Annotated in this window: 19 protein-coding genes; 10 read left to right on the top strand and 9 right to left on the bottom strand. The window is 55.3% G+C overall.

Features of this window, described 5'->3' with window-relative positions; genetic code table 11:
* Genes JC200_RS12590 through JC200_RS12570 form a run of 5 tightly spaced genes read right to left on the bottom strand, consistent with a single transcriptional unit; the run spans position 1 to position 6,298 of the window.
* Positions 1–1,221 (bottom strand): glycosyltransferase family 4 protein, encoded by a 1,221-nt coding sequence (locus JC200_RS12590; RefSeq protein WP_274432047.1) that lies wholly within the window; start codon positions 1,219–1,221, stop codon positions 1–3.
* Positions 1,218–2,381 (bottom strand): glycosyltransferase family 4 protein, encoded by a 1,164-nt coding sequence (locus JC200_RS12585; RefSeq protein WP_274432046.1) that lies wholly within the window; start codon positions 2,379–2,381, stop codon positions 1,218–1,220. The genes JC200_RS12590 and JC200_RS12585 overlap by 4 nt, the downstream gene beginning before the upstream one ends.
* Before the next feature lie 42 nt (positions 2,382–2,423).
* On the bottom strand, positions 2,424–3,731 hold the full coding sequence (locus tag JC200_RS12580) for a UDP-glucose dehydrogenase family protein (RefSeq protein WP_274432045.1): 1,308 nt from the start codon (positions 3,729–3,731) through the stop codon (positions 2,424–2,426).
* Complete coding sequence (locus JC200_RS12575) at positions 3,728–4,888, bottom strand: glycosyltransferase (RefSeq protein ID WP_274432044.1); 1,161 nt, start codon at positions 4,886–4,888, stop codon at positions 3,728–3,730. Before JC200_RS12575 ends, JC200_RS12580 begins: the two co-directional genes overlap by 4 nt.
* 15 nt (positions 4,889–4,903) lie before the next feature.
* Entirely contained in the window at positions 4,904–6,298 is a 1,395-nt protein-coding gene (locus tag JC200_RS12570) for a sugar transferase (protein WP_274432043.1), read from the bottom strand.
* Positions 6,299–6,580: 282 nt separating this feature from the next.
* On the opposite strand from JC200_RS12570, the gene JC200_RS12565 reads away from it, so the two are divergent.
* The 4 genes from JC200_RS12565 (at position 6,581) to JC200_RS12550 (ending at position 8,704) form a co-directional block, all read left to right on the top strand.
* Positions 6,581–6,781, top strand: a complete 201-nt coding sequence (locus JC200_RS12565) for a helix-turn-helix domain-containing protein (RefSeq protein ID WP_274432042.1) — start codon at positions 6,581–6,583, stop codon at positions 6,779–6,781.
* A gap of 201 nt (positions 6,782–6,982) precedes the next feature.
* Positions 6,983–7,693: a tyrosine-protein kinase family protein gene (locus tag JC200_RS12560; RefSeq protein WP_274432041.1), complete on the top strand. Its 711-nt coding sequence runs from the start codon at positions 6,983–6,985 to the stop codon at positions 7,691–7,693.
* Positions 7,694–7,722: 29 nt separating this feature from the next.
* Positions 7,723–8,379: a YveK family protein gene (locus JC200_RS12555; RefSeq protein WP_274432040.1), complete on the top strand. Its 657-nt coding sequence runs from the start codon at positions 7,723–7,725 to the stop codon at positions 8,377–8,379.
* A 64-nt stretch (positions 8,380–8,443) separates the two neighbouring features.
* Complete coding sequence (locus JC200_RS12550; protein ID WP_274432039.1) at positions 8,444–8,704, top strand: hypothetical protein; 261 nt, start codon at positions 8,444–8,446, stop codon at positions 8,702–8,704.
* A gap of 276 nt (positions 8,705–8,980) precedes the next feature.
* On the opposite strand, the gene JC200_RS12545 is transcribed toward JC200_RS12550, so the two are convergent.
* On the bottom strand, positions 8,981–9,877 hold the full coding sequence (locus JC200_RS12545; RefSeq protein ID WP_274432038.1) for a L,D-transpeptidase family protein: 897 nt from the start codon (positions 9,875–9,877) through the stop codon (positions 8,981–8,983).
* A 1,022-nt stretch (positions 9,878–10,899) separates the two neighbouring features.
* Between JC200_RS12545 and JC200_RS12540 the strand changes: the two genes are divergently transcribed.
* Positions 10,900–14,022, top strand: a complete 3,123-nt coding sequence (locus tag JC200_RS12540) for a PQQ-binding-like beta-propeller repeat protein (RefSeq protein WP_274432037.1) — start codon at positions 10,900–10,902, stop codon at positions 14,020–14,022.
* A gap of 205 nt (positions 14,023–14,227) precedes the next feature.
* Complete coding sequence (locus tag JC200_RS12535) at positions 14,228–15,808, top strand: right-handed parallel beta-helix repeat-containing protein (protein WP_274432036.1); 1,581 nt, start codon at positions 14,228–14,230, stop codon at positions 15,806–15,808.
* A gap of 194 nt (positions 15,809–16,002) precedes the next feature.
* Here JC200_RS12535 and JC200_RS12530 read toward each other — a convergent pair whose 3' ends face one another.
* Positions 16,003–17,058 carry a Vgb family protein gene (locus JC200_RS12530; protein WP_274432035.1) on the bottom strand — a complete coding sequence of 352 codons (1,056 nt, stop codon included), beginning with the start codon at positions 17,056–17,058 and terminating at the stop codon, positions 16,003–16,005.
* A gap of 327 nt (positions 17,059–17,385) precedes the next feature.
* Positions 17,386–17,676, bottom strand: a complete 291-nt coding sequence (locus tag JC200_RS24465; RefSeq protein ID WP_443111910.1) for a protease pro-enzyme activation domain-containing protein — start codon at positions 17,674–17,676, stop codon at positions 17,386–17,388.
* Between the two features lie 347 nt (positions 17,677–18,023).
* Between JC200_RS24465 and JC200_RS12525 the strand changes: the two genes are divergently transcribed.
* Complete coding sequence (locus JC200_RS12525) at positions 18,024–19,043, top strand: hypothetical protein (protein ID WP_274432034.1); 1,020 nt, start codon at positions 18,024–18,026, stop codon at positions 19,041–19,043.
* Positions 19,044–19,291: 248 nt separating this feature from the next.
* Here the strand turns inward: JC200_RS12525 and JC200_RS12520 are convergent, their stop codons facing one another.
* On the bottom strand, positions 19,292–21,601 hold the full coding sequence (locus tag JC200_RS12520) for a S53 family peptidase (RefSeq protein ID WP_274432033.1): 2,310 nt from the start codon (positions 21,599–21,601) through the stop codon (positions 19,292–19,294).
* 686 nt (positions 21,602–22,287) lie between these two features.
* Between JC200_RS12520 and JC200_RS12515 the strand changes: the two genes are divergently transcribed.
* The 3 genes from JC200_RS12515 to JC200_RS12505 all read left to right on the top strand — a co-directional run bounded on the left by JC200_RS12515 (position 22,288) and on the right by JC200_RS12505 (position 26,000).
* Positions 22,288–23,325, top strand: coding sequence for a hypothetical protein (locus JC200_RS12515; RefSeq protein ID WP_274432032.1), 1,038 nt, complete (start codon positions 22,288–22,290; stop codon positions 23,323–23,325).
* Between the two features lie 169 nt (positions 23,326–23,494).
* Positions 23,495–25,012 (top strand): TPR domain-containing glycosyltransferase, encoded by a 1,518-nt coding sequence (locus JC200_RS12510; protein ID WP_274432031.1) that lies wholly within the window; start codon positions 23,495–23,497, stop codon positions 25,010–25,012.
* 1 nt (position 25,013) lies between these two features.
* The gene (locus tag JC200_RS12505; RefSeq protein ID WP_274432030.1) at positions 25,014–26,000 is read left to right on the top strand and encodes a sulfotransferase family protein; all 987 of its coding nucleotides are present in this window, start codon (positions 25,014–25,016) and stop codon (positions 25,998–26,000) included.
* Positions 26,001–26,596 lie beyond the last annotated feature (596 nt).

Below are 26,596 nucleotides of genomic sequence, written 5' to 3'. Positions count from 1 at the left end.
TTACAACCCCCTCTGTGACCGACTCAAGATGAGTGCCCTGTACTCTCCGTGAATTTGCTCAACTTTGCTTTCAATGGAAAAATCCTGATAGGTGCGCGTTCTTCCCCGCTTCCCCATTTGTTTCGCGAGCAGCGGGTCGGCATGCAACGTGCGAAGCCGCTCCACCATGGCAGCTGTGTCACCGGTTTCGACCAAATAACCAGTCTGTCCATCCATCACGATTTCTGGAATGCCCCCGCCGCGCGTCCCGATGACGGGCTTCCCCGCCAGCATTGCCTCAATGACTACGCGTCCAAACGGCTCGTTCTCGGAGGGTACAACGAGAACGTCAATCGACGCCATGACATTGGCGACGTCAGTGCGAAACCCTAAAAAACGAACCCGGTCCGCGATGCCCAGTCGCTGCACCATTGTTTCCAACGTGTTGGCGTACTGAATGTTCTCGTCACGGAACTTCGGTTCTCCAACAATCCACAGTTCGCTGTCTGGGGCAATCTCACAAAATGCTGCAAACGCTTGAACCGCGTCGTGCTGCCGCTTCCAAGGCGCGATTTGGCCGACGACCGCTAGGACAAATCTGCTTGCTGACAGGTCGGTGTGAAAGCGGATGGACTTTCCCTCGGGTTCACAAACATCAATGCCGTTGTGGACGACTGTCGTTTTCCGTTGCAGGCGCTGACCCATCGCGAAGTTCGCTGCAATGGCTCTCGAGATGGCAAACACCTTGTTTGCCCGCCATGACGCGACGGTTCGAATCCCCCTGCCGACCACATTGTTAGGCAAGTTGTCGCGCACATGCCATACCAGTTGAGTCCGACGGCCCATCACGCCTACGACTGCGATGAGCCCGGCGCGAATGGAATTGGCATGCACAATGTCCGGTGCGGCTTTCCGCACCACCCGCCGAAGTTCGATACCCGCGCGAACGGTTCCGACCATGCCTTTCGCGAGTGGCCAAGGATGCAAAGACATGCGGGCACGATAACCGCGGACAGGGACGACGTAGATGCCATGGTTCCGCGCACGGTCCGTCACTTCCCCTGAAGGTGCGACTAAAACCGTGTCGACCACCTCGCCTTGCATGTGAGACACGGTCAGAAGCAGGCTGATTTCCGCCCCACTCACATCCGCGGAGTGGCTGTAGTAGAGGACGCGAAGTCGACGGCCGTCAGAACGGCTGACAGTCAGGTCTCGTGGCAGCGCGTTATCGCTCAAGCTCATCGGCCTGCACCCGCCGCTTCGAACACGTGGCGTATCTGCGGAATGACGACATCCCATGTGTAGTGATTCAGAACGTGATTGCGCGTCGCACTTCGTGAGGGGATTTGCGTTCGATCGCGAAGCAACCGCCCGAGCCCCGAAACCAGGTCCTCCGTCGTAGCGCCGGCAAACAGCAAATTCGCGTCGAAGTTCTCGAGAATCTCTTTTGTCCCACCAATCGGTGTACCTGCGGCAGGCGTACCGCAAGCCATCGACTCTACGGTGACAAATCCGAATCCCTCGAGGGCGACCGTGGGCACCACAGATAAATCTGCAGCTTGGTAATACAGAGGCAGGACTTCATCCGGTACACGGTTGGTGAATCGAATGCTGTCTTGTACGTGGAGCCTCGACGTGAGCACGCGCAACTCATCGTACAGGCGGCCCCCACCGACAATCAGCAACAACACGTCTGGAAACGACTCGCGCAGATTGGCCATGGCGTGGATTAAGTTTTCCAGGCCCATTCTCCGTGCCAGTCTCCGGACAGTTAAAAGGACGAAGCGGTCCTCGGGGATGTGCAGTGCCTTGCGAACGCGCTGGCGCGCGAAGCTGTCCGTGAATCGGTTCGTGTCTACCGCACCGGAGATGATGTGGATTCTCTCCACAGGTACTCCGTAATGGCTCGCCAACTCGTCACGAAATGCCTGGCTCAGTACAATGAACCGATTGCTGTTGCGATAGACACTGCGCTCAATCCACCGTTGCAGGTTGAACTCCAGTGACTTCTTCACCCGATTCTGTCCGTCGTTCTCCACTAAGGACTCGTACGCCCATGGACCATGGAAGTGAGTCACCATCGGGATGGTCGACCTCACATCCAACCAGCCCCACGCATAATAGGCAAAATGCGGGTTAAAAACGTCGAAAGAACTCCGCTTGAGTTCCTCCTCGAAGGTCGTTTTCCAAGCTCGCCTGACTGCAATCGGGTTCTTCGAGTCTAACGGGAGCCCTTGCACATAACTCGGGCGGGAGGCTTGGGGTGATTGCGGTGGGACACGCACCAGGGCGCTCGCTTCCTCGCCTTGGCCAGTCCACGCGGTCAGATATTCGCTAAAGTACCGCGGCAAGCCACCAGGGCGGTCGGAAAACCATTCCAATCCACTAGCGAGGATATTCATACACAGCGACCTCCGAGTGACCAAAATAGGCAGCAGTTGTCGTCACACCTGCAGTGCTGCCGACATCGCGCGCCGGCCGACATTAGCGAACGTGAAGCCTATCGACTGCATGGTGTAGGGTGCCAGAACATTCCGGCCATCATAGAGAAATGGCTGTCGCATCCGCTGCCGGACGAGTGGCCAATCGAGATCGACAATCTCCGACCACTCTGTCACGACGACTGCCGCGTCCGCATCGAGCACAGCCAGGTAAGGGTCGTCCAACACGGAGATTGGCGACCCGGAGTGACTTGAACAGCGGCGGACCACTGGGTCATAGAGCGTCAATCGAGCCCCTTGATCACGCAGAACGCGCGCCAGTTCCAAAGCAGCGGACTCGCGAGTATCATCCGTCCCTGGTTTGAAGGCAACGCCAAGAATGGCAATGTGTTTGCCCGACAAATCCCCGAGCCAATCGGTTAGTTGCCGAAGCGGAGCGGTGCGTTGCAATTGGTTCACCTCGACAACCGCTTTAAGGAGCTTAAAGTCGTAATCGACATCGCCAGCGATGTTCACGAGTGCGCGCGTATCTTTTGGGAAACACGACCCACCGTAACCGAGACCGGCGCGCAGAAATGAGCCGCCAATGCGGGGGTCCATCCCCATACCGATGGCGACTTGAGAGACGTCTGCGTCCACCCGTGCACAGATGTTCGCAATTTCATTGATAAACGAAATCTTGGTCGCTAAAAATGCGTTGGAGGCATACTTAATCATCTCCGCGGTCGCGCGTGAACAGAGCACTGCGGGTGCTTCGACACCAGCGTGGAGTCTTTTCAAAACCTCGCTCGAATGCACATCAGCAATCCCAAAGACGAGACGAGTTGGATACAGCGTGTCTTTTAGCGCAGTCCCTTCACGTAGAAACTCCGGTGTGGATGCAACATGCAGGTCAGTTCGACCCATGTCGACGAGCATGCGCTCCAACTTGTCCCCAGTCCCGACCGGTACTGTGCTCTTCGTCGCCAGCACAGCCCGCGGTTGCAACTTCCGGCCGAGCTCTTTAGCCACCGCGAACACGTTTGTGAGGTCTGCAGTGCCATCGCTGCCAGACGGTGTCCCGACAGCAATCAAGGCGACCTCATGGGCTGCAGTTGGTGGAACTTGCGCGGCAAAACGCAGCCTACCAGCCTGCAGTTGTTCCCGCAGCAACGACTCCAATCCGTCTTCGTAAATCGGGCAGTGACCGGCTTGAAGTTGACGCACTTTGCGCGCATCCGCGTCCACGCATAGGACCTCATGGCCATGGCTTGCAAAACAGACGCCGGTCACTAACCCGACATACCCAGTCCCGACAATGAGCACATTCACTGAGCGATACCTCCTTCGTGCACGGTCAAAGTGACATCTCGGCTAAGTCGTCCGCTGTTTGCCACCAGTCTCTCAATGTAGGTCCGAAACTGCCGCTCAAAGCGCGGATGCGAGAACTTTGCGGCGTGTCGCCTAATCTGCGCGGCATCCCACACCTTCGTCTCCAACTCTGCCAAAGCAAAAAGCAATGACTCGACCGTCGGGTCAGCAAAGTGAATGCCGTTCACTCCGTGTTGAATGGTGTCGAGCGCACCCCCCGCGCGGTATGCGACGACTGGCTTGCCGGTTGCATTCGCTTCAATCGGTGCAATGCCGAAGTCCTCTTCCCCGGGAAAAAGCAACGCCCTGCAGCCACTCATGTATTGGTCCACCGCTGCGTCCGTTTGCCACCCGACAAACTGCACGGTCGGTCCAGCCATGGATTGTAGCCGTGCCAGGTCCGGTCCCGTGCCGATGACGACGAGGTTGCGAGCGCTCGATGTGCATGCGCGCACAGCCAAATCAAGCCGCTTGTAGGAAACAAGACGAGCGACGAGCAGGTAGTAGTCTGTATTGCCAGGCACGAGAGGTACGCCAGTTGAGCGGTTCGTGTCGACGGGTGGGTGAATGACGACTGCGTCTCGGTGATACAGTGTCTGGACGCGGTCTTTCACAGCCGTGGAGTTGGTGATAAAGGCATCCACCTGCCGCGAGGTATGAACATCCCACCACTTCAGCGACGGAACCAACACGCGGGCCATCCGCGCAAGGAACCGACTGTTTGTTTCATGTGCAATGTAACGGTCATAGTCCCACGCAAAGCGCATCGGGGTGTGACAGTAGCATGCGTGTACCGGACGCGAACCCCGTCTGGGCAGGCGAACCCCTTTGGCGTAGGCGCTACTCGACGTGATGATTACGTCGCACGGTGGAAGACGCAGGGTGCGAATGGCGAACGGATACAGCCAGAAGAACAACTTGAAGTGGTTGACGATAAAAGGAAAGCGTTGCAAAATGCTTGGGATGATAGTGGCATCCCGCATGGCTGGCCAGAGCTTCGCTCGGTCGACAAACAACGTGTAAATCGGAGCCTCTGGATACATCTCATGCAGCACCGCGACCACACGCTCTGCCCCTCCACGTTGATTCAAATAGTCGTGTACGATGACTACCTTCACCGGTTCTCCCCCTCCTTAGCGCGCTCCGTGCCGCCGTAACACAGCCGGAATCGTCCGGAACATGATTTTTACGTCGTTCAGGTAGGACCAGTTGTCGATATAGGCGAGGTCAAGTTCCATCCAGCGGTCAAAGTCAATGTCGTTACGGCCTGCAATTTGCCACAGACACGTCAAACCTGGCTTGACAGACAACCGACGACGGTGCATGTCGTCGTACAGAGCCACTTCTGATGGAAGCGGCGGCCGAGGTCCGACCAGACTCATGCTGCCAAGGAGGACATTAAACAGCTGAGGGAGCTCATCGATGCTCGTTTGGCGAAGCATCGCCCCCACACGAGTCACTCGGGGGTCATCGGTCAACTTGAAGACAGGACCTGACATTTCGTTCATGTGGAGCAAACTCGGCTTTAAGCCCTCCGCATCGACACGCATGCTGCGGAACTTAAACATTTGAAATTTGCGATTTTTCAGCCCCACACGTTCCTGCACAAAAAACACAGGCCCACCATCTTCGATGCGGATGGCAATCGCGACAAAGAGGAAGAGCGGACTTAATAAGAGAATGGCCAACACACTAATCCCGATGTCCGTAATGCGCTTGACCAGCAGCGACGTAGGGGTGTGCGGGATGGCAGAAAGCGCAAGACTGGATATCCTTGCTCCGTGATGCACAGTGCTCGAAGCAATTTTCGAAGACAAACCGTCCAGGAGCAGTTCCACGGAGATACCGAGGACCTCGCAAGCGCTAATGACACGCTCAGTGTTCGGGTCGGAGATTTTCAGAGCAATGACCACGCCGTCCGGCGTCAACTGAGACAAAATGGATTCAATATGCGAAATGGACCCCAAATAGGGGATGTCCCACTCGTGTTCGGCGTCAGCAACGTATCCGACCAGTTGCAAACCAAATTGTTTGTTCTCCGCCACTTCTTCTAAATAGCGCAGCGCGTGCTGGCTGACACCGACGAGGACTCTGGTTCTGGAATCCCAACCGTACTGACGAAGCAGGTACAGCACCAGCCGCACGAAGTATCGATTCAGAAACATCAGAATGACCTCTGTCAAGACGTAGCTGAACACGAATAGCCGGCTGACCGAAATTTCCTTCAAGATGAATGTCGAAACGGAAAAAATCAGGACAGCCCACAGATTCATAGAGACGACCTTCAGCAAGTCCCGCGCAATGCCAGCATTGCGCCGACTCGGGTATTCGGCGTAGATGGCAACAGTAAGCGTCCACGATACGAAGCACAGCATCTCCGTCTGCAGGAATCTAGCATGCATATAGGCAAAGGTCGCGTGCCCGTCGAAGACGCTCGTTAGCCAATACGCAACGTAATAGCCGGCCACCATCGTGATGAGGTCTGTCAGAAACCCAAGCGTCTTTCTGTACCTAGCCAAGTGGTTCACTGGGAACACCTCGAACACGGAATGTTCTTTATGTAGAACGATAATGTTCACTATAGTTCACGACAGCTTGACTGAAAAATCGGATATTCACTCAAAATTCGTTATAACGAACAAAATAAGCTTGATACCTCCCGTTTTCTCTGCATTACTCGGATTATTGTTTTTGATAAAGAACATCAATGTGCTGTATTGTGAACGAAGAAAAAGAACAAGGCGTCTGGCACTCGCATCTACAGTGCTCTGTACTCGGGGCCAAGTCCTTGACGTTTAGGGGACATGTCTATGATCGGGAAGCGAATTCAGTCTTTGCGCCGGGAAAGACAACTGTCACTGTCTGAGTTATCCAGACGCGCGAACGTCGCGAAGTCGTATTTGAGCGCGATCGAGCGAGACCTCCAGACGAACCCGTCGCTTCAGGTCATAGAACGGATTTCGAAAGTTCTAAATGTGTCCGTTCAGTCTCTGGTTGCGGAAGACTTCTAGCGTCGGGGCGAAGGAGCGTTTCGTGGTAGGGCACGACTCCCCCTGCGTGCTGCTCGAGTCGTCTGCGGCCGCGCGCGGCCGCGCGCGACCGCGCACATGATGACATCGATGCGTGACTACCGGTTGGAGCCTCGTTCGGTCCTGAGTTTGAACGCGTTCAATACGTTCGTTATATAGAACGATGTGAGGAGTGAAGACACAATGTCCAGAACTAAGCGACACCCGGATCCAATTACCCAGTCCAGTCCGAGTTCAGTTGCAGCGGAAGCTTATCATACCATCCGAACCAACATTCAATTTCGGACAGAGGCCAACCATGGTCAGGTCATTTTGGTCACCAGCGCCGCAGCAGGTGAGGGACGCACGACAACTACCTGTAACCTAGCGGTCACGCTGTCACAATCTGGCCTGAAAGTGCTAGTCGTTGACGCAGACATGCGCAATCCAGACATTCACAACCGGCTCCATGTCAACAACGACGTGGGATTGAGCAGTGTGCTTTCTAGCAGCCAAGAATCCCCTCGATGCATCATCCCGACTGACATCCCGCACCTCCAGGTTCTTCCGGGCGGCCACAAACCGGAAAATCCATCGCCGTTGCTGGCCATGGACCAATTTGACGGTTTCATCAGCCAGGTCAGGCAGGAATTTGATGTCGTTCTGCTAGACAGCCCGCCTCTCTTGACAACCAGTGATGCACTCGTCATAGCCCGTCTGGCGGACGGAGTCGTGTTTGTCGTGGATGCACAACGAACGAGCCGGATTGTGGCACAAAAGGCGTTGGCACAATTAAAGGAAATGGACGTTCACATCATTGGCGGTATCTTGAATCGCGTTCCGAAGCACGCCCGCAAGTATCCCATTGGCGCAACTTTAACGAATCAACAAGTCACATCGTCTTGGAACCTGTAAATCACCCTAAACCGAAGGCAGGGATTGAGATGGAACTGCGGGAGTACTGGTACGTCATTCGCAGACGATTGCTCATGGTGCTGTTCATTCCGTTTGTCACCGCCATTGTGAGCGGGTTCTACATCATGCATAGGCCACCAACCTACACGGTGAGTGAGACAGTGCTCATGACCGAAACCAACCAACTGAACGGGGTGCCGGATACCGCGACAGACACGGGGGTCCTGCAAAGCCAGTTCTTCACCGACATCATCAATCAAGATACAGGTTCACACTATACGCTAACAGACTTGCTGCCCATTGTGTTTACATTCAACGGAACTTTGGTGACCATGTCACTCAATACGACCGATGCCACATACGGTACTGACCTGCTCCGGGCCATCTCGACGACCATGACGACTGATCACAACATCCCTGGTTTCAATGGCGGGACTGTCATTGACCCTGCCACAACCACCCCTGCCCTGCTGCACCAAAAACGCACCATTATCCTCGCCACAGCCATGGCATTAATTGCCGGTTTGGGTTTGGCGTTCCTAAGAGAGTACTTGGATTTGCGCTTCAAGAATGAACAGGACATAGCTCGCCACCTGAGCATCCCTGTCTTAGGCAGTGTCGATGAGTACAGAGACGTCAAGAAAAGGCGCCGCAAAGACCGTGCAGCTTCACAGACGCAGTTATAGTCGGCGGTCGCACAAACCGCTTATCTGCCCAGCATGATTCCTAGCCCGTGGAGTGATGAATCCAGTGTCAACGGAAAAGACCGAGTATGTGTACAGCTTGGAACGACACGAATTAGTTCCCAGAACTCCAGCCCTGTATGTGTTCAAGTCCGGGTTTCGCTACGTCGACGGCGAGAACTATCCCTTGGCGTCCGAACAGCCTGTCCGTGTGAGCGGTCTGAATACGGCACCGAACACCGGCCCCTCTCCACATCGCATCAAGGAAGTCAAATCCATGTCTGCCTGTGCGGTCAGACCGGGAGAGGGCAAATCGCACGGTGGTTGACGACCATGCAGGTACCTCGTCAAATCTCCAAAGACCGTTGGCGACGACGTAGGTCACCAACCCTTCCGTGACCCAACCGCAACAACGAAGGTCGGGAGAGCTAGCGGCTAGTTGTGGCTGGCAAGCATGGGCTCTGCACCAAAGGTTGCAGACGGCGGCTCAGCTTGTGGTCAGCGCTAAACAGTCGAGAGAGCATATCTGTATGGATGCATAAAAAACAGCGCCATCACCGATGCCGTCTCGGCACGTGATGGCGCTGCGGTCTTTTCGTTTCCGTCAGTTTCCCGCCGTGTTCCCTGTACTGTTGCCTGTAACATTGCCCGTGCCGTTCCCAGTCGTATTCCCCGTACCACCAGTGGAGTTCCCAGTACTGTTGCCCGTTGTGTTCCCAGTGGTATTCCCTGTACTCCCACCGGTGGAGTTGCCGGTACTGTTGCCCGTTGTGTTCCCCGTGCTGTTCCCTGTCGTATTGCCAGTACTCCCACCGGTGGAGTTGCCGGTACTGTTGCCCGTCGAGTTCCCCGTGCTGTTCCCACCCGTCGTATTCCCCGTGCTGTGACCAGAAGTGTTACCTTTTCCGGTGCTCCCAGGGTTACTTTTTGCGGGTGTTGGGTTTGATGAGGGGTACCCGCCAGTGTAGGTGCCTTGCACTGTGACGAGCGTCCCATAATTAATGAGTCCCCAGACAACTTGCGCGTGACTGGGTGGTAACTCGACACATCCTACGCTTTGCGGAAAACCATAGGACGCGCGGTTAAAGCCGTGAATTGCGTCGCCCCCATTGAAGTAGTTTACGTACGGAATGCCGGGATCGACATAATAAGTACCATTTGGGTTATACCCGCGCATCGTTTGCGAACGGTATCTTAGGTACACAGCAAAAGTGCCATTTTGCGTTGGCGCGGCAGGCACACCCGTGTTGGCCAAGGAACTGTACACCCAACTGCCATTTTGCCAGATTTGCAATTGTTCCGGGGTGCTTTTGCTGACAAGTACATATGAATACGGTTGGGGGTCTGCAACAGCGCTGCTTGACAGCAGTTTCTCCCACACTGTGGGGCCAGCGGTCCCGTCAATTGTCAGACCGTTTTGGTTTTCAAACGCCAAAACGGCACCTTCCGTCATCACTGTGTAGCTGTTCGGCACCCACTGGTTGGACAATTGCGATGGCACGTTGCCGAAACGCCAAGAAAAATTGGCTTGCGGCGGATTGTTTATATTACTCAAGGTAATGGTACTGGCGCTAGTAGAAATTTGCACAGGTAAATAGCCTAATTGCGCGAGCCTCTCATTCAACGCCACTACGCTATTTCCTGAGGCCCCAATGCTCAATGTTGGATATGCCGTTGAAGAGGCAGAATTAGTCTGGGAATAGGCCTTGGCTGGCGCTATCGGACCCGGTTTATGTATCCGTTTCGTGATTTTGTTGCTGACTGTTTTAATAGGAACAGTAGAATGAGCAGCTTGTTGTGTTGCACATCCGGCAACACCAAGCATTACTACGCTGGCACTTCCGATGAGGACTACATGCCGTTTATTGATAATAATTCCCCCCACGGGTTCCGCGTCTGTCAATTACAAATGATACTATCTTGAGCGTGCAAATGTTGTCGAAAAATGTGCAACAATCACTTGTTTTACAAATCATGCAAGCCGTGTCCAATATCCGGCCATTCTAGTTTGTCATAGAAGTGATATGGCGCCCACCCCAACCACAATTCAGCCACTGAATAGGGCTGGAACGGAACTCAGTTGGATACGGTTGTCCCCATCATCGTTGATGGAATGCAGCACACCAGTGGCGTCGCAGATATAGGACCTATATTCATTTTAACAAAGTATGAGCTTGCTGAAAGCGTCCATGGCGTAATGCTTGTTCAGAGCGCCGCGATACCTGCCCTTTCTCCAAAAGTGGGTATATACCCGTTTAGCGATTTCATCCCTTCCTGTCCACACTAAATCTCCACAAGAAGAAATGTGTCTTTAATAACGCGCACCCCCCCTTTACACCCTCCTTTGCACCCCCGTTCTTCTGAGTTCTTCATACAGAACAATATGTTCTCAAAACGCTTCCATTTTTGTGCACGCGGGTCTATAATGTTCTTTATAAAGAACAGTGATATTCCTTAAAACCTACGCATAAAGGAGGTGTATTAGCTAGATTTAACAAAACCAAAACCGGGAGAGGGCTATGAATGACAGGCAAAAGAAAAAATCAAAAAACAATTCACAGAACTGAAAGAAGGTTTGTACCTCTCGGAATGACAGCGAGCGTATTGATGTTGTTGGCCCCTCTGTCCGCCAACGCAACCACCATTCCATCGCTCCAAGTTGCCGGAGACAAAGCTTTCAGTCTTTCACACCAACTACATCTCGCACAGTCGCAGTTCCCGACTGGAACCGCGAACACATATCAACAATACCGAAACATGTTCCCTCAGTCATGGGACCAACTGAACGGTAGCCAAACCCACAACTCTGTGTTTTCTGTGCCTAGCAATGCTCCCAGTTTTCTGACTCAGGGGTCGTTCTGGGCAGCTCCCCTGACGGGAGACGAGTATCTCAGACTCGCCCGCGCTTTCAACCGCTATCCACAAGATGGCGGTCAGGCCTGGGGGGCGGAAGTCGCACAGTGGTTAGGAAACGTCACCGGAGTGTCGGTCGTGGACGGAATCGTCTACGTTCAGGAGAGCAACAACAAAGTGTACGCGCTTGACGCTGCGACGGGCAGAGTCATCTGGAAAGCGAGTACCATCAACGCCAACATGGGAGACACGTTGGTCGAGAACATCAACGGGACCCCCATTGTCTTTGTCGCTGCCGGTGATGTCGGGTTTACCGTGCAAAACGCCTTGGGCTTTGCGAACGGGGGCAAACCACCTGGACCGACGGTTCGCGGTGCCAACTTCTCAGCCGTATACGCGCTCAACGGTTTGACAGGCAAGACCATCTGGAAGTTCGGCACGAAAGGCGAGGCCATGCCGACACCGGTGTATCACAACGGGTCGTTGTTTTTCGACACGGGTGACGGCCACCTGTACGCAGTGGACGCGACAACGGGTCAACTGCAATCCAGTTTCCAAAACCCCGGATTCAGCAGCATGTCGTCAGCCAATTGGTACATACCGACGACGGGACCCTGGGCAAATCAGCTGTTGATTATCTATGGAACACAAGACCAGAACTATATGATGGCGGTAGACGAATCGAATCCGAGTGCCCCCAAGCTCGCGTGGAAATATCAGGTCCCGAACGGAATCAACACCGGGATGGGAGACGTCCCTCCAGTGGTGGACCCAACTACAGGCATGGTCATGACCGACGCCCTCGTCAACGACGTACATGCGGGTGGCACAAAGGCGAAACCGATTCTCAACCTCGATGTCCTCGCTATTGACGCCTCTACTGGCAAACTGAAGTGGAGTCACATGGCCCAAAACGGGCTCGTCGCCAAGCCGGTCGCGTTTAAGGGCAGTGTGCCGATGGTACATAACGGCGTTCTGTACGTGGGCGACCTCCTGAACGAGACCTATCAGGCGTGGGATGAAGCCACTGGCAGGAGGCTGTGGTCGACACCCTTACCATCCACCAATGGCCCCGCCGAACCCCGGGCCAGCGCAGCCTATTACGACGGAAAACTGATTGAGGCCGCTGGACGCGTGATTTACACGATTGACCCCGCTACAGGACAAATCCTTAACACCTTCACCGATCCCGGGTTCCTCGCTGTCTGGGGCATTGCGAAACCCGTGATTGTGGGGAATGAGCTTTATATCGGCTCCATTTCTGGATGGGTGTTTGCCATGCCGGCTAAGTTCGTCATGACGACACCTGGTTTTCCGACACAGCCGCTACCGTCTCAAATTCAAGCCAACTTGCCGGTCGCCCCGAAGCAACCGAGCTACTTCAACCCAATGGCGGCGTGGTTCTTTAGATGGTTCCACTTCAGGGAACTGTATCCCACCACTTGGAGTGCGTATGCGGGTGGACCCAGCCACAATGCGTACGTGTCGCGAGGGCCATCGAACGTCCAGTGGCAAACGCCGTTCGCTCACGCCCTTCCCTTGAATGGCCTGCCGCGCGGCGCCAACCTATTTGGACAACAGACAGCGACCGTGATGACGCGGCTCGGTATGGGCGTAGGGACTGGCGTCACAGTCGCAAATGGGATGACGTATGTCGGCGACGGACGGTATACGGTCGCAGCAGTCAACGCCGCAACCGGGCAGGTCGTCTGGAAATTTAACACGATGAACAACAACTTCGGCCAACCCCTGGTTACGCCGAACACAGTGGTCGTGAGTTCAGGGGATCCGTGGTTTAACTTCGCAGCCGTGCAGCAATTTGCAACCAACAGCCCGGCCGTTCACATCGGCGCGAGTTTCCAGGCCCTGCACGGTCTGAACCCCTTCACCGGCCAGGAGAAGTGGACCTTCTACACGCGCGGGACAGACATGATGACGCCGCTCTATTACAACGGTAACCTGTACTGGGTGAACGGAGATGGCAACGTCTGGGCGATCAACGCTAATACAGGCAAACCTATCGCTACCTTTATCGATGCACAGGGCAATCCGAAACTGCACGTCGGCGGCTACAACGTAACCAACAACGCCAACATCTACATGGCGTCGAATGGAACTCCGATGATGGTCGTGGGGACCACGATGCCGGGCGTCATGTACGGCATTGACCTGAATACAGATACGGTGGTGTGGCAGCAAAAACTTGGCGGCACCGGATATCAGACGACCTACACCGGGTTCAGTGACGCCACTCCGGTGGTCGACCAGAGAGACGGGATTGTCGTCACGGACACGCTGGTGAACGCAGCTTCGAACTTGAAGAATGCGACGCTGCTCGCAGTTGGCATGAACGCCCAGACCGGTGCAGTAGAGTGGACGAAGCCACTTGGAAACGGGCCCATCCCGGACGGCTTCACCGCATCGACACCGGTATACCAAAACGGCACTGTCTATCTCGGCAATCCACTGAACAACACCGAAGCGGCTCTTAACGTAAGGACAGGGCAAATCAATTGGCAGACGAACACCTCAGTGATGGGTGAGGCCCCAGGTGTCATTGTCGGTCCTGACCTGATTCAGCCAGCGGGGCCGGACCTGCTGACCTTTGACATCCAAACTGGCAAACTGCTCAACTCCTACCACGTCGGCGGAGATGTCTCTACCAACAATCCAACGGTACTAGGAAGGACCCTTTACATTGGGAACGGCTACGGCTGGGCTATGGCCATCCCTGTCAACCAGGTGACGGGAGCTTGGGTCAGTAGACCCTTTAGACGGCCCACCCGCAGATAAACAAGCAAGCTGCAGACCCTAAATATAGGCTGTACCGCACGCGTCTCTTGGTGTGCGGTACAGCTTTACGTTTGTTCCTCCCACAAGAACCAAGGTATCGGCGAGGTCCATCCTGTAATCCCCCCAATTCGTGCGCAGATTGACCCTATTCCGATTTACTCCTATGATTCTATTTGCAAGAATTTTATAGGGGGAAGGGATAGTATTGAAGAGAATTAGATATTTTACTAGTGTCATGGCTGCCGCCGCTGTCTTGTCGACGCCGTTGTGGTCCACCGTGACCGCCCAAGCCGCGACTACGGCGAACGCGTCAACGATTTACGTCAGCACGACAGGAAGCGACACGATGGGGACCGGTACCGCGGCAAACCCGTATCAGACGATTAGCCACGCAGTCGCTGTTGCCGCACCAGCCACAACCATCGTTGTCGAACCCGGTACATACAAGGAATCTGTGACAATCACCAAAGATGTAACACTAGAGTCCGACAGTTCCAAAACGAACGCCGTGGCCAACACAGTCATAGACGCAACAGGCCTGGCCAACGGAATCGTCGTCAACGGTGCCGGTGCAGCAGGCACCGTTATTTCTGGGCTCACAATCGAAAACGCCAATGACCACGGCATCTGGGTGAAGGACACCTCGAACGTGACCGTGATGGGCAATGTCGTCAACCACAACGGGCTCGTCCCAGCCACGACAAAGACAACCGCCATCCAAGAGGATAAACCGATTTTGCTCGACGGCACAGCATACTCCGTGGTAGCGAACAACACCGTTGACAACAACATGGCCGACGGAGGCATTTCTGTCACGGACTACGGTATGATTGATCCCGGTGCCCCAATGCCCCTCACCCCGCCGACCGGCAATCCGTCTGGTCCACCGCCGATTCAGTCGGTGCCTGGCATCGGAAACCTCGTCATCGACAACAGCATCAACAACGATATGGGCGGTTGCGGTGTCGTGGTCGCGGCGTACAATCCCGGCGGCGGCGTCCTGAACAACCAAGTGGTCGGCAATACGATTAACAAGATTGTGGCCGGTGTCGTCGTTGCGGCTGACGTCCCAGGCACCGTCGCGAAGGACAACATCGTCGCCAACAACACCATCACGAACAACTTCATTCCAGGCGTTATCGTTCACAGCAACACGCCGGGCGACGTTGTGGATGGCAACGTCGTGGTCGGAAACACGATGAGTATGAACGGTGCGGATAGCGGTGTCGGCGATGGGCGCCCCACGGGCATTGCGTTGATTGGCGGCGTGCTGCCAGTGACGAATACAACGGTGGCGAACAACATGATTTCGAACGAGGGTGTCGGCATCTGGGCGACGAATGCTCCGACCACGCACTTGTCCGGCAACCGCTTCGCAAGCAGCGTCGAGGCTGGCATCGTGGGACTCTCGCCAGCGGTCGAAGTTGCCATCAACGGTCAGCCCGTCGGGACACTGCCGGAAGTTACCGTCGGCCACACTACCTACGTGTCCGTCTGGGTCCTCCAGCAGCTAGCCAAGAAAGCCGGCGTCACAAGCCGCTGGAACGGTACGGACTTGTGGTTCCAAGCATCGAACGCTTCCAAGCCGATGGCCCCGACATACTTGGGTTCAGGCGACAAGGCTGTGTTTGTCAACGGTGTGAAGGTTGCGGTCGGCAGAGGGCTGGTTGTACCGACTTCCACCGGTTACACCACCTACCTGCCCATGAGCATGTTCGTCCAGGCTGTGAACGCGCTTGGTTACAAGAACTCTTTTGACGGCGTGGTCTGGTCGATTACCCAGTAACTTATAACTTTCAATTCGCCCCCGGATGATCACGATGACACCCGAAAACCTGCCCGACACATGTCGGGCAGGTTTTCAGCAATGCTTCCCACCAGGAAGCGGGCGCCGTCTTATGCGTGCCCATCAAAGCAACAGCCATCCGCTACATTAACCAGCGGATGGCACACAGGGAGCAAACTTGCTCGGGGTTCTCCTTAGGGTACATTCAATACGCTGACCGTGTTCGAACTAAATTTCGTCACATAGATATACCCGTTCTCATACGCAACACCGTCAGGGTTCGAACTGGTAGGAATGGTGGCCACCACGTTGTTCGTGCTGGCGTCGATCACGCTGACCGTGTTGGAACCCCCATTCACCACATAGACATACCCATTCCCGTATGCAACACCGTCGGGGTTTGAGCCGACTGGAATGGTGGCCGCCACCTTGTTCGTGCTGGCGTCGATCACGCTGACCGTGTCGGCACCCGCATTCACCACATAGACATACCCATTCCCGTATGCAGCACCTGCTGGGTACGATCCGACAGTGATGGTGGCCGTCACCTGGTTCGTGCTCGCGTCAATCACGCTGACCTTGCCTGAGCCATAGTTCGCCACATAGACATACCCATTCCCGTACGTAACAGCGGTTGGGTACAGTCCAACGCGAATGCTGCTCGTCACCTGGTTCGTGTTAGCGTCAATCACGCTGACCGTGCCCGGACTCTCATCATTCGCCGCATAGACATTTCCGTTCCCGTACGCAACACCAAAGGGGTACAGTCCTAAAGGAATAGTGGCCGTCACCTGGTTCGTGTTCGCGTCAATCACGCTGATCGAGGCTGCACCGAAATTTGTCACATAGACATGCCCGTTCCCGTACGCAACAGCGTCAGGGTACGATCCGAAAGGAAGGTGAATGCTGGCCGTCAGTTTGTTCGTGTTGGCGTCAATGACGCTGACCGTACCGGAATCCTCATTCGTCACATAGATATTCCCGTCCCCGTACGCAACAGCTGCTGGCTGCTTCCCGACCCTCACAGTAGCAATGTGAGTGCCATACACGGCAATTTTCGTGCTTTGCCCAAGAGCTACGCCTTTTCCTGTCAGAGTCATCAGCACATTTGTAGGCGACGTCGCAGTCGGCGTATAGCTCAGTTGAAACTGACCACTCCCGTTCGTCTGAACAGTCTGACTGTTTAAAGTAGCGTCATTCGAGTTGATTGTCAGCGTTGCATTGGCATCAACCACGCCGTGAGCGGTCACAACTGTACCTGACAGATGAACAGACTGACTTACCCAGACACTTCCAACATTGCTTCGATTCCATAAAACTTGATACTCATTCCTTGAAACTGGACTCCCATTCCGTGTCTATCCCACAGTGGGCCGATTTACCTGTTTGTAGCCCTGAACCCGGGATTTCGACCGGTCTACACCGCACGTGCGGCTTTCACCGCATGCGGCGTTCCATCGATGCCGACAAGACTCTAATTTATCTTCGTATGTTTGCGCACTTACACTTTAATCCAGTTATCCAAAGATTACAAGGGCAAAATAGGTATAAACCTCGTCCCTGCGACGGGTCGACGGCTACGCCCGCGCCGCCATCCACATTGACGGTTGTGATGCGATTGGGTTTTGTGGTAATGCCGTAAGCCTTCCAGAACGCATAAACGGCGCATAGTTAGTCAGTCCAAGTACGGCCAAAATTGAGTTAGCGATATAGGATGGGACCCTCGGGTTCTTTTCAGGTAGTGGCGACTGTCCGTAGACCCGAGCAAATTGACTCGTCGTCATGAATTCCCGATAATTTCTATTGCCTGGCGTGACGGTTGGCTGAATGTAGTTCTTCAGCCTGTTCTGATTCCTTGTTTTGAGGATTTATGAGCCCCGCCCATGTTTTCCTGTAGACACCGTCCTTAGGGCCGTCGGGTTGGTCGTATTGGGGGTGTTGTCAGAACTCACTCAGCTGTCTGAAAACTACCTCCGAAAAAACTTCCGTTGCAGAATTCCTCTCATAACTCAACCTGCGCAGAAAGAAAGTTGAGTCTACCACGTTGACCGGAAAATGAGAGAGGCGACGGCTCAACAGTGTTCGTCGTGACTGACGACTCTCGATTTCAGTGTCGTAGTCAGGTCTATTGCAAGAAGGTTCCGAAGTCTGTCCAAGTGCAGTCCAGCATGCTATACTTTGGGCACAGTTGATCAGAGGGGTAGAGGTGACTCACGTGTCGAGTCGTGCTCTTTTTATTCACAGTGGGATGCGGACCGGGAGCACTTATCTTCTTCATCGCTTTCGAGTATTACCGACGGCCATGGCCTTCACAGAACCTTTTAACGAAGTGCTTGCACAGATGAACGCGCAGTTGTTGAGGGGGCTGGGACCGGCATATTGGAATTCGGGGCACAGCGCCACAGACCCATATTATGCGGAGTATGAGCCGTTACTAGACCCAAGTGCTCCGGGAATCCGCGGATTTCGGCCTGAATTCACCTTCGACAATTTCTTTCGCGTCAACGACGACTTGCCGGAGCAGAGAAGCTATCTTAAGGGGCTACTCGATCTCGCTGAACAGGACGGACGTGTACCTGTACTTGGGTTTTGCGCCTCCTTGGGACGTGTAGAGTGGCTAAAGAGGAATTTCCCCGATGCGTATCACTTGGTGTTGATTCGCAATCCGGTCCAGCAGTGGATATCGAGTTACTCCATGTACACTGAGCAGAAGAATGCGTACTTCGTGAACTCATACCGAAGAATGATGTTGTCGCCTGGGGACAGTGAGTACTTGGCGGAGGTTAGAGACGCCTTCAAGGAGTCCCTCGAAGCTACGGATATTCGCATCGACCGCCTGTACGAAATTTTCGCGCATGTTTACGCCTGGAGCACCTGCTCAGCTGTTCCTCACGCCGATCTCGTCGTGGATATTGACCGCCTGTCATCATCTCCCGCATATCGCGATTATATTACTGAGACAATACGCGCGCAGTCTGGACAGCAGGTGGACTTCTCAGACAGCCGCGTCTCTAACCACAACCCTGGAGACATCCCGATTGACTTCTACCGTATCAATTCGTTTGTTTCCAGTTCAATCCGGCAGTGGCTCCGGCGGCACCCCCTCCCTGTTGTTGAACAGTCGGCCAGCCGGGGTTACGAATACCATCCCAATTCCGTGTTGGAAAAGTTGGATTTGTCAGTGGCACCGTTGCGGCAGATCGTACCCGCGGAAAAGGCTGTTGCCCAGAACTGACTGCACCAGAGGGGATTTTGACGTTACCGTAGCCTCGCGTTCTCAGCTAAAAGCCTTCCATCTTCGGGCAGACGATGCGAGGACCGTCAACCAACGGGGTCTAGTTTTCTGAGTGTGCCTCGCGGTGCCTTTTAGGGAACCTGCGTTTGACAGGTCTCCCAATGTTGAATTCTGTTGTTATCTGCGAAGGAAGGCCCGCACTGCTGTGCGGGCCTTCCTTCTTGTTAGATTGCAGGGAGTGTCCTACCTCATCGAAAGAAACCCCCGGCTCCCAGCAGCTGGCTGGAGAAAGCATCTGGTTGGAACTGACCTAGCCCTGTCGCTGCGTTGTCGGCACGCGTGACGCTATAGGCTCCGTTATTGCCGAAGGCCACTGGCGCTGTGACGTTTCCGAACGGCATCCACGGCGATTCGTTGGCCGCAAGTAGGTAGAGTGCAGGGTTCACATTGCCCACCCTGCCGTAATGACCCGCTATGTCGCCCATGTAGCCCGCGAACAGCGGTGCCGACGCGCTCGTGCCTCCTGAAAGATTGGGGACGCCGTTGAAGTAGCCGAAATATCCTGGCGTGATGACTGACGCTGGCAGGGATACGTCGGGACTTATAGCGCCCGGTAGGTTCCTGTTCATCAGCATTTCGTACCATGGCGCCGTGTTGAACGTGCTGATGCCCCCGCTACCCATCATGTTGCCCGACTCGAGATAGCTCAGCAGGTCAGAGTGCGAGATCTCGGCACCGAGATTGCCGCCCCACAAGGCTGATTGCGTGACGTGTCCGTTGACGCCCACGCTGTTTTCTGTGCCGCCAAGCGACGTCACGTACCCACTGTCCGCAGGGAAGCTTGGTTGTGCGGCCAACGCCACAGAGGGTGTGACGCCATAGTAACCCAGGAGTTGCGCACCACTGTACGCACCGCTGTCGCCCGCGGAAACGCTGATCGTGATGCCCTCAGCGTTGGCCTCTGCGGCGAGCTGATTCCACGATTGATAATAGCCGGGAGAAAGTTGGTTAATGACCTGCTCACCGACGCCATAGCTCAGGCTAAAGACGCTGACCGCGTCCTGTTGAACCACCTGGTTCAGGGCGTTCGGCATGGCGGCAGCGGAATAGACATCAATGTTTGCACCTGGCGCGCTGCTTTCCACCATCTGCAGGTCTAGACTCATTTCCCCTTGAATGCCACCGTAGGTGTTTTGGTAGTAGGAGTGGGGCCCGACGTACGCGGTGTGGAAAGTTTCTGGCGTAAGGTGGAACTGCTTAGCGAACAGGTTGGCGTCGTTTTCTGTGGCCGCGAATGAGATATTGGACGACGAGGTGCCGATACCGCCTGCTGTGTAGATACCAATTGTCGGTGCACCTTTGTGATAGGTCTCCGTTTGACCGGTGGTTGGATTGTACATCTGGTACGTACCGTCTCCTGACGCAGTAGCCGCTTCCTGCCCCGCCAATTGTGTTGCGTTCATCGCTACGTTCACATTGTTGCTCGCTGGATTCCAAGGAGCAACGATAGTTTTGGTATCAGTGGGTCCGAACAGCGAACTCGCTCGCGTCGTCTTCGCTGCCGGCCCAAAGAACGTGGCGGCGGGAAGTTGAATTGTGGTCTTGTTGCCGCTTACGTCCTGCACCGTGATGGCCAAACTGACCGTTTGCGTCTGTGACAGGGTGTAGTCAAACAGAATCTTGTTCGTTTCCGTGCTCGGATACCAGTTCCATGTTGGGTCCGCTCCGGCGTAAGGCCCCTGTACATTCACCACACCGGCCCCAGTATAGTAAGGCCAAATGGCATCTGGCTGCCCGTTGAGGGTAGCTGTGATTTCGTATCGTACCGCTTCACCCGGAAGGCGCAAGCCAACCGTGACCCGCTTCACAGTTACGCTCATCCCTTTGCCGTTCGTGGCAGTCGCCGTAGCACCAACTGGGGTGGGCTCGAGTTGTTGCTTCGTCGTATAGCGGACTTGGTGCAGGGCCGTGTGCACTGCTCCTACTTGCGGAGGGGTCGCGACGAGACCCGTAAATGTGGCAGCTTGCCGTAGCCAAGATGGAACGTTGGCCACTCCGTTTTTCGGCGCGATGATGGACACATTCTTTGGTGTTTTGTACTTGACCATCTGGGTCTTAAAGAGCGCATTGACCTGCGCAACTGTGCCTGTTACGTGAATCACTTGACCGCTGACCTTCGTCTGGAAACCGGCATTCTGGAGACGTGTCTCGGTGCTCTTCACGAGCGCTGGGTCTGCTCCGAACTGTTGCTGAACCTGTGCCGCGCTCAGAAACTTACGGTAGTTGGGGGACTTCGGATTGCTCGCCGAAGCGTCGAACGCCTGAAGCCCCGCCCAGTTCTTCGACGGCAGGATGACACTGAACGTGTAACTCTGGCTTGGGTCAAGTGCTTTCACCTGCGACAGTTGCTGAGTGACAGATGCCGGCAACACCGCATCTTTGCTCGGCAATAGCGTGGCCGCAGATGCCGTTGGCCCGGCAGCGAGTAGTGCTACCGGCAGTGTCGTGGCTACGGCCGCAGTGAATGCTAACGGCCACTTTCTTGACTTTGCTCCCATACGTTCCCCTCGTTTCTTTAACTGAATTTTTGGCTCCGACGGTAGGGACGCGAACCTTATGTAGCAGCTCATAGGTGCTGCTCTGCCGAGGGCCGTATGATGAACAGGGGCGGCCGTGGGGCCGTTTACCTGGACACCGCTGTTCGTCGCAGCGTTCTCTTAAAGTGCCTCTAGGGTAGTTCAAGTTCCCATACGGGCCTCTCGCAGTTCTGGCATAACGGAAGGGCTTGCTCGAACAGCCCTGGTCTTCCGAAATCCCATTGGCATGATTCATCTGATTGCCTAGCCGTGCGAGCATTATGAATCGGGCTCGCGTATGGACCCCCTTCATCTGCCACCACGACAAGCCCTTGTATCAAACTCCAGCTAATTATACCACTCAACTAAATAGGATGATTATATAGATATCGGATCATAAAGACTGATTTGTCCTCTGTTTTTTACGGGCATGGGCGTTTGAATTCAGGCCCATCCGGAGTTACTGACAATCAACCACACAATGCCTATGCTATGTCGACCACGTACCCGGCGAGCAATGGCGCGGACACAGCTGTGACCTCAGGGCGGCAGGGAGTCCCCTTTCACGTGTCCAGTTTATCCCACATCCGTGTCCAAGCTGCCCGCCCGCGTGCTATAGTTGTAGAATATATTTGTGCACTCATCATGGACTTATGAGGTGAAAGGATATGGCAGGCGGAGACCATACCAGCCATCGGCCAGTGTTTATTCACAGTGGAATGCGCACGGGGAGCACCTACTTTCTCGATCGCTTCCGGGTATTGCGCGATACCATGTGCTTCACCGAACCGTTTCAGGAAATCCTCAGCGCCATCACGGTGGAGACGGTACGCGGTCTTGGCCCAAGGTCTTGGCACTCGCGGCACAGCGACACCGAGCCGTACTTTCTGGAATACGAGGCTCTGTTGAACGGGGACGGCAAGGGGATTCACGGGTTTCGAGAGGAGTTCAGTTTCCAAAACTACTACGTTGTCAACGAGGACCTACCCCATCAGCGTGAGTATCTGGAGAACCTCCTTCGACTGGCGCGCACGCGCGGGACTACTCCCGTGCTCGGATTCGTCCGCTCACTCGGTCGCCTGGAGTGGATGCGACGCAACTTCCCGGATGCCTATCACATTGTTCTGGTGCGAAATCCCGCTCAGCAGTGGTATTCCGGGTACAGCATCTACAAGGAAACCAAGAACGTCTACTTCATGAACGTCTACCGGAGCATCGGAATCAATCCCGGTAATCACGAGTACATGCAGGAGTTCAAACGCCAGGCCGGCGAGGCGCTGCATACCGATGAGGTTCGGCTGGACTTCCTCTATGAGTACTTTTTGCAGGTGTATGCCACGAGTACAATGGACGCAGTTCGTCAGGCCGATCTCATCGTCGACATGGACCGACTCAGTCAGTCCGTCGCCTATCGCGACTATGTAACCGAACAGATTGCGGAGCACACCGACTGCAGGCCCAACTTCTCTGGCGCTCGCCTTCCCACTCACTCGGTGCTCGATGTTCCTGTCGACATGCCCGCCGTAAACCAATTCATCGTCAACGTGTTCCGCAACTGGCTCAGGTCTCACCCGTTACCACCAGTCGCAGATGGCTTGGAGCCAGCCTATGAACGGACGCCGAACTTCGTACTGGAGAAGATTGAAACCTCTGTGCCGCGGGCCGCTTCCGTTGCTACACCATCGGTCGAGCCCGCTCAGCGCTGACTGCGGCGGCCGTTTGAGTTGGGCAGAAGCCCTCTTTTTATACTCAACGCACCGGTGTTCGCCGCTGCCAGACGCATGATAGAATGATACGCAGGACAAGCCCTATTCACCGCAGGCTGACGGCTCGCTTCGAGGGCCGGAGCCTGACCGCGAAGGAGACAAGTAATCCGTGACAGATGTGAAACACGCGGACGTCGACGAAATTGTTGAACGAGTAAAACAGTCATTGGTCAGCAGCAAGTGGGTACAGGCCAAATCCGATGCCATCGAAGGGATCAAACTCTACCCGCGTTCGGCCCAGCTTTGGGTGTTTCTCGGCGAGGCGCTCGAGCACATGAACGACAAGGCAGCTGCTTGGCGCGCCTACGACCGCGGCTGGTTGCTCGACCCACAGGCTGCGTGGGCCACACCGATGGAAGCGCGCGTTGGAGCGTTTCGCCACGCCAAGGCTCCGAAATGGATTGAGGAGTTGCTTCAGGTCAAGAATGTGACCGTGGCGGCCGCAATCATCGTCAAGAACGAGGAGCGTACCATCGGGGAAGCGATTCAAAAACTGAAGCCCGCTGTCGACGAAATCGTCATTGTCGACACGGGAAGCACCGACCGTACGCTCGAAATCATTCGCGAAAATGGCGTCGAACCGTATTCATTTGAATGGGTTGACGACTTCGCCGCCGCGCGCAACTTCGCGCTCAGTAAGGTGACTTGCGACTGGGTGGTGTGCGTCGACGCTGATGAACTGCTGGTCACGGATGATGTTGAGGCTGTGCGGACGGCAGCCGGGGTCTTCGACGACGACTATCCTATCATTCTTCGGGTCGTTCAGGTCAACCACATTGGCCAGCGAACGGACCCAAACTTCGACATGTCGCGCATGTTTCCAACTCGGTTCGGCCTGCGCTTTTGGGGCCGCATTCACGAACAGGTCGGGCCTCCCGAGGGCGGGCCCATGTCTGTCATCTACTCCCGCCCTGTCGTGCGGATCCGCTTCGACCACGACGGCTATGAGCCTGCCATTTCGGAGGAAAAGGGCCGCTTCGACCGCAATATCGACCTTCTGCGCAAGTGCGTCGAGGACGACCCTCGCGATATCGCCTCTTGGGGATTTCTCGGCCGGGAGTTGCTGTTCACAGGCAAGAAGGAAGAGGCCATTGCAGCCTTTTACGAGACAGAAAAATTGGCTCCAGACTTCCCCACGTACGCGCGCATGCCGGAGGTGCGCATGTACCTCGTCGACATACTTCTGGCCGAGGAGCGCTTCGAAGAAGCCCTGGAGGTCAGTCGGCGGGCTGTGACGTCGGACACGACGTTCCCAGGTGGATGGTACGGCAAAGGACGCACAGAGATTCAATACGCGCTGAAGCTGCTCGCCAACGCGCAGCAGTCGATGCAGCAAGCGCGCACTACCGCGAACACCTACCGCGGAGTTGTGTCATTCAGCAGCGACATCAGTTCATGGCGGCCGACAGCAGCACTCGGTGACATCGCACGGTTGCAAGGGAACATGGTGGAGGCGCTCAGACACTACGAGCAAGCCCTGCAGATATCACCCGGCAACCCGATTGTGCAGCAAATGCTCACCAACATCGAGCAGCAAACCGATCAGCTCGCCAGCGTGCTCCAGGGCCGGGCTTCTGTTGGAAGTTCGTTCGCGGTGCCCGCACAGTTTGCCCAGGGGAGGAAGTAAGGTGACGGACCTCCTTGGGGCAACCTCTTCGCGCATGCCCAGAAGACCTGTGTTCCTTCACAGTGGTATGCGCTCGGGCAGTTCCTACCTGCTCAACAAGTTTCGGATGCTCGACGACACGCGTTGTTTCTATGAGCCGTTTAGCGAAGAACTCGGCCGCATGTCGCTGGACTTTCTGCGCAATCACGGTCCAAAGACCTGGAAGTCCAGACACGCGCCGATGGACCCGTACTACCTTGAATACGAGCCGTTCATGACACCGGAGAACCACGGAATCCGCGGATTTGACACAGAGTTCACCTTTGGTGAGTACTTTCGCGTGACCGGGGACCTCAGCGCCCAGCACAACTACCTGAACTCGCTGCTCGGCCTCGCGGGAGCGGATGGCCGACAGGCGGTGCTCGGGTTTTGCAAGTCGCTCGGACGTTTGCAGTGGATCCGGGAAGCCTTCCCGAATGCCCTACACATCGTCACCGTGCGCGACCCTGTGCAGCAGTGGCTATCCGGGTTTCATTTCTGGCGGGAGACGAACAATCCGTACTTCCTGAGGTACTTTCAACCCATGCTCGCCAACCCAGGCGACAACACATACATGCAAGCGCTCCTCGCCGAACACCCCGACCTACCCTATGCGGAGGAACTGCGCTTTGATTTGGCGTATGAGATGTTCTTGCACATTTATGCCATCACGACGATTGAATCTGTCGGCATGGCCGACCTCGTTGTGGACATGGAGCGGATGTCCCGCTCGTCGGCTTATCGGGATTTCATGACTCTCAGAATTCGTGAACTGACAGGGTTGTCGGTCGATTTCTCGGACTGCCGCATCAGTTCTCACATGCTGGACGCGCCGTTTTCGTTTGCGCAGGTCAATGGACGCGTGCTCGAACGCTTGCGCAATCACCTTGGAGATGCGGTGTTGGATGTATCGAGGCCGTACGCCAATCACCCAGGTTTTGTGCTCGAAAAGATTGAAGTTTCAGCGTAAGCTTCAGGTCAGCAGGGCTTTAGTCAGACGTGCGGCTTCTTCGGTACGTGACCGCAGAGGAATGGGGAGTCGATCCGTCCTACTCTTTCTTCTGCGGCTGTAAGGCCGTCACTGTGCCGTTCGCACATCTTTGTACGTGGGACTCCGAATCCCCCTCATCCCAACTACCTAACTAGCCCTAGTCGGCTCCCAACTATTCATACCCGGTAAGACCCCACTCAGCAAAATCACGTGTGGGATGACTGCTTAGCCAGATGGAGCCCGTGTTCTCCCGTGGCTCGCGTGACCATCCGATGCCCAGAAGCAGTGAGTGCATGCTTCACGATGGCAGGCAAGCATCGGTGACTGCGTTCAATGTAGACTCTGCCATGGTTTTGTAGCGAGTTAGAATTGCTTTTGCAGAGAGCTGGTGCTCTCAGTCCACCCCCGCGCTCCTGCTTCAGCCCTGCGACTTTGCATGCGTAGGCGACGCGTGAAACCGGCGGAAAACACACACGGGAGATCCAGAAGCGGATCTCCCGTGTGCCTGATTGTGCGCTCCGCGACGGCTAATTGCCTACTTCTCATCCACTGGACAAGGTCAGGAAATGTTTATC

It is taken from the genome of Alicyclobacillus sp. ALC3, assembly GCF_028751195.1.
Lineage (GTDB): Bacteria > Bacillota > Bacilli > Alicyclobacillales > Alicyclobacillaceae > Alicyclobacillus_L.
Note: the sequence above shows the minus strand (reverse complement) of the source record. Positions and strands in the feature narration are given on the sequence as shown.

What these genes read in the sequence shown, in the direction of transcription:
- JC200_RS12590 (WP_274432047.1), bottom strand. Translation starts at nt 1,221, where the DNA reads ATGAGCTTGAGCGATAACGCGCTGCCACGAGACCTGACTGTCAGCCGT.
- JC200_RS12585 (WP_274432046.1), bottom strand. Translation starts at nt 2,381, where the DNA reads ATGAATATCCTCGCTAGTGGATTGGAATGGTTTTCCGACCGCCCTGGT.
- JC200_RS12565 (WP_274432042.1), top strand. Translation starts at nt 6,581, where the DNA reads ATGATCGGGAAGCGAATTCAGTCTTTGCGCCGGGAAAGACAACTGTCA.
- JC200_RS12560 (WP_274432041.1), top strand. Translation starts at nt 6,983, where the DNA reads ATGTCCAGAACTAAGCGACACCCGGATCCAATTACCCAGTCCAGTCCG.
- JC200_RS12555 (WP_274432040.1), top strand. Translation starts at nt 7,723, where the DNA reads ATGGAACTGCGGGAGTACTGGTACGTCATTCGCAGACGATTGCTCATG.
- JC200_RS12540 (WP_274432037.1), top strand. Translation starts at nt 10,900, where the DNA reads ATGACAGGCAAAAGAAAAAATCAAAAAACAATTCACAGAACTGAAAGA.
- JC200_RS12520 (WP_274432033.1), bottom strand. Translation starts at nt 21,601, where the DNA reads ATGGGAGCAAAGTCAAGAAAGTGGCCGTTAGCATTCACTGCGGCCGTA.
- JC200_RS12515 (WP_274432032.1), top strand. Translation starts at nt 22,288, where the DNA reads ATGGCAGGCGGAGACCATACCAGCCATCGGCCAGTGTTTATTCACAGT.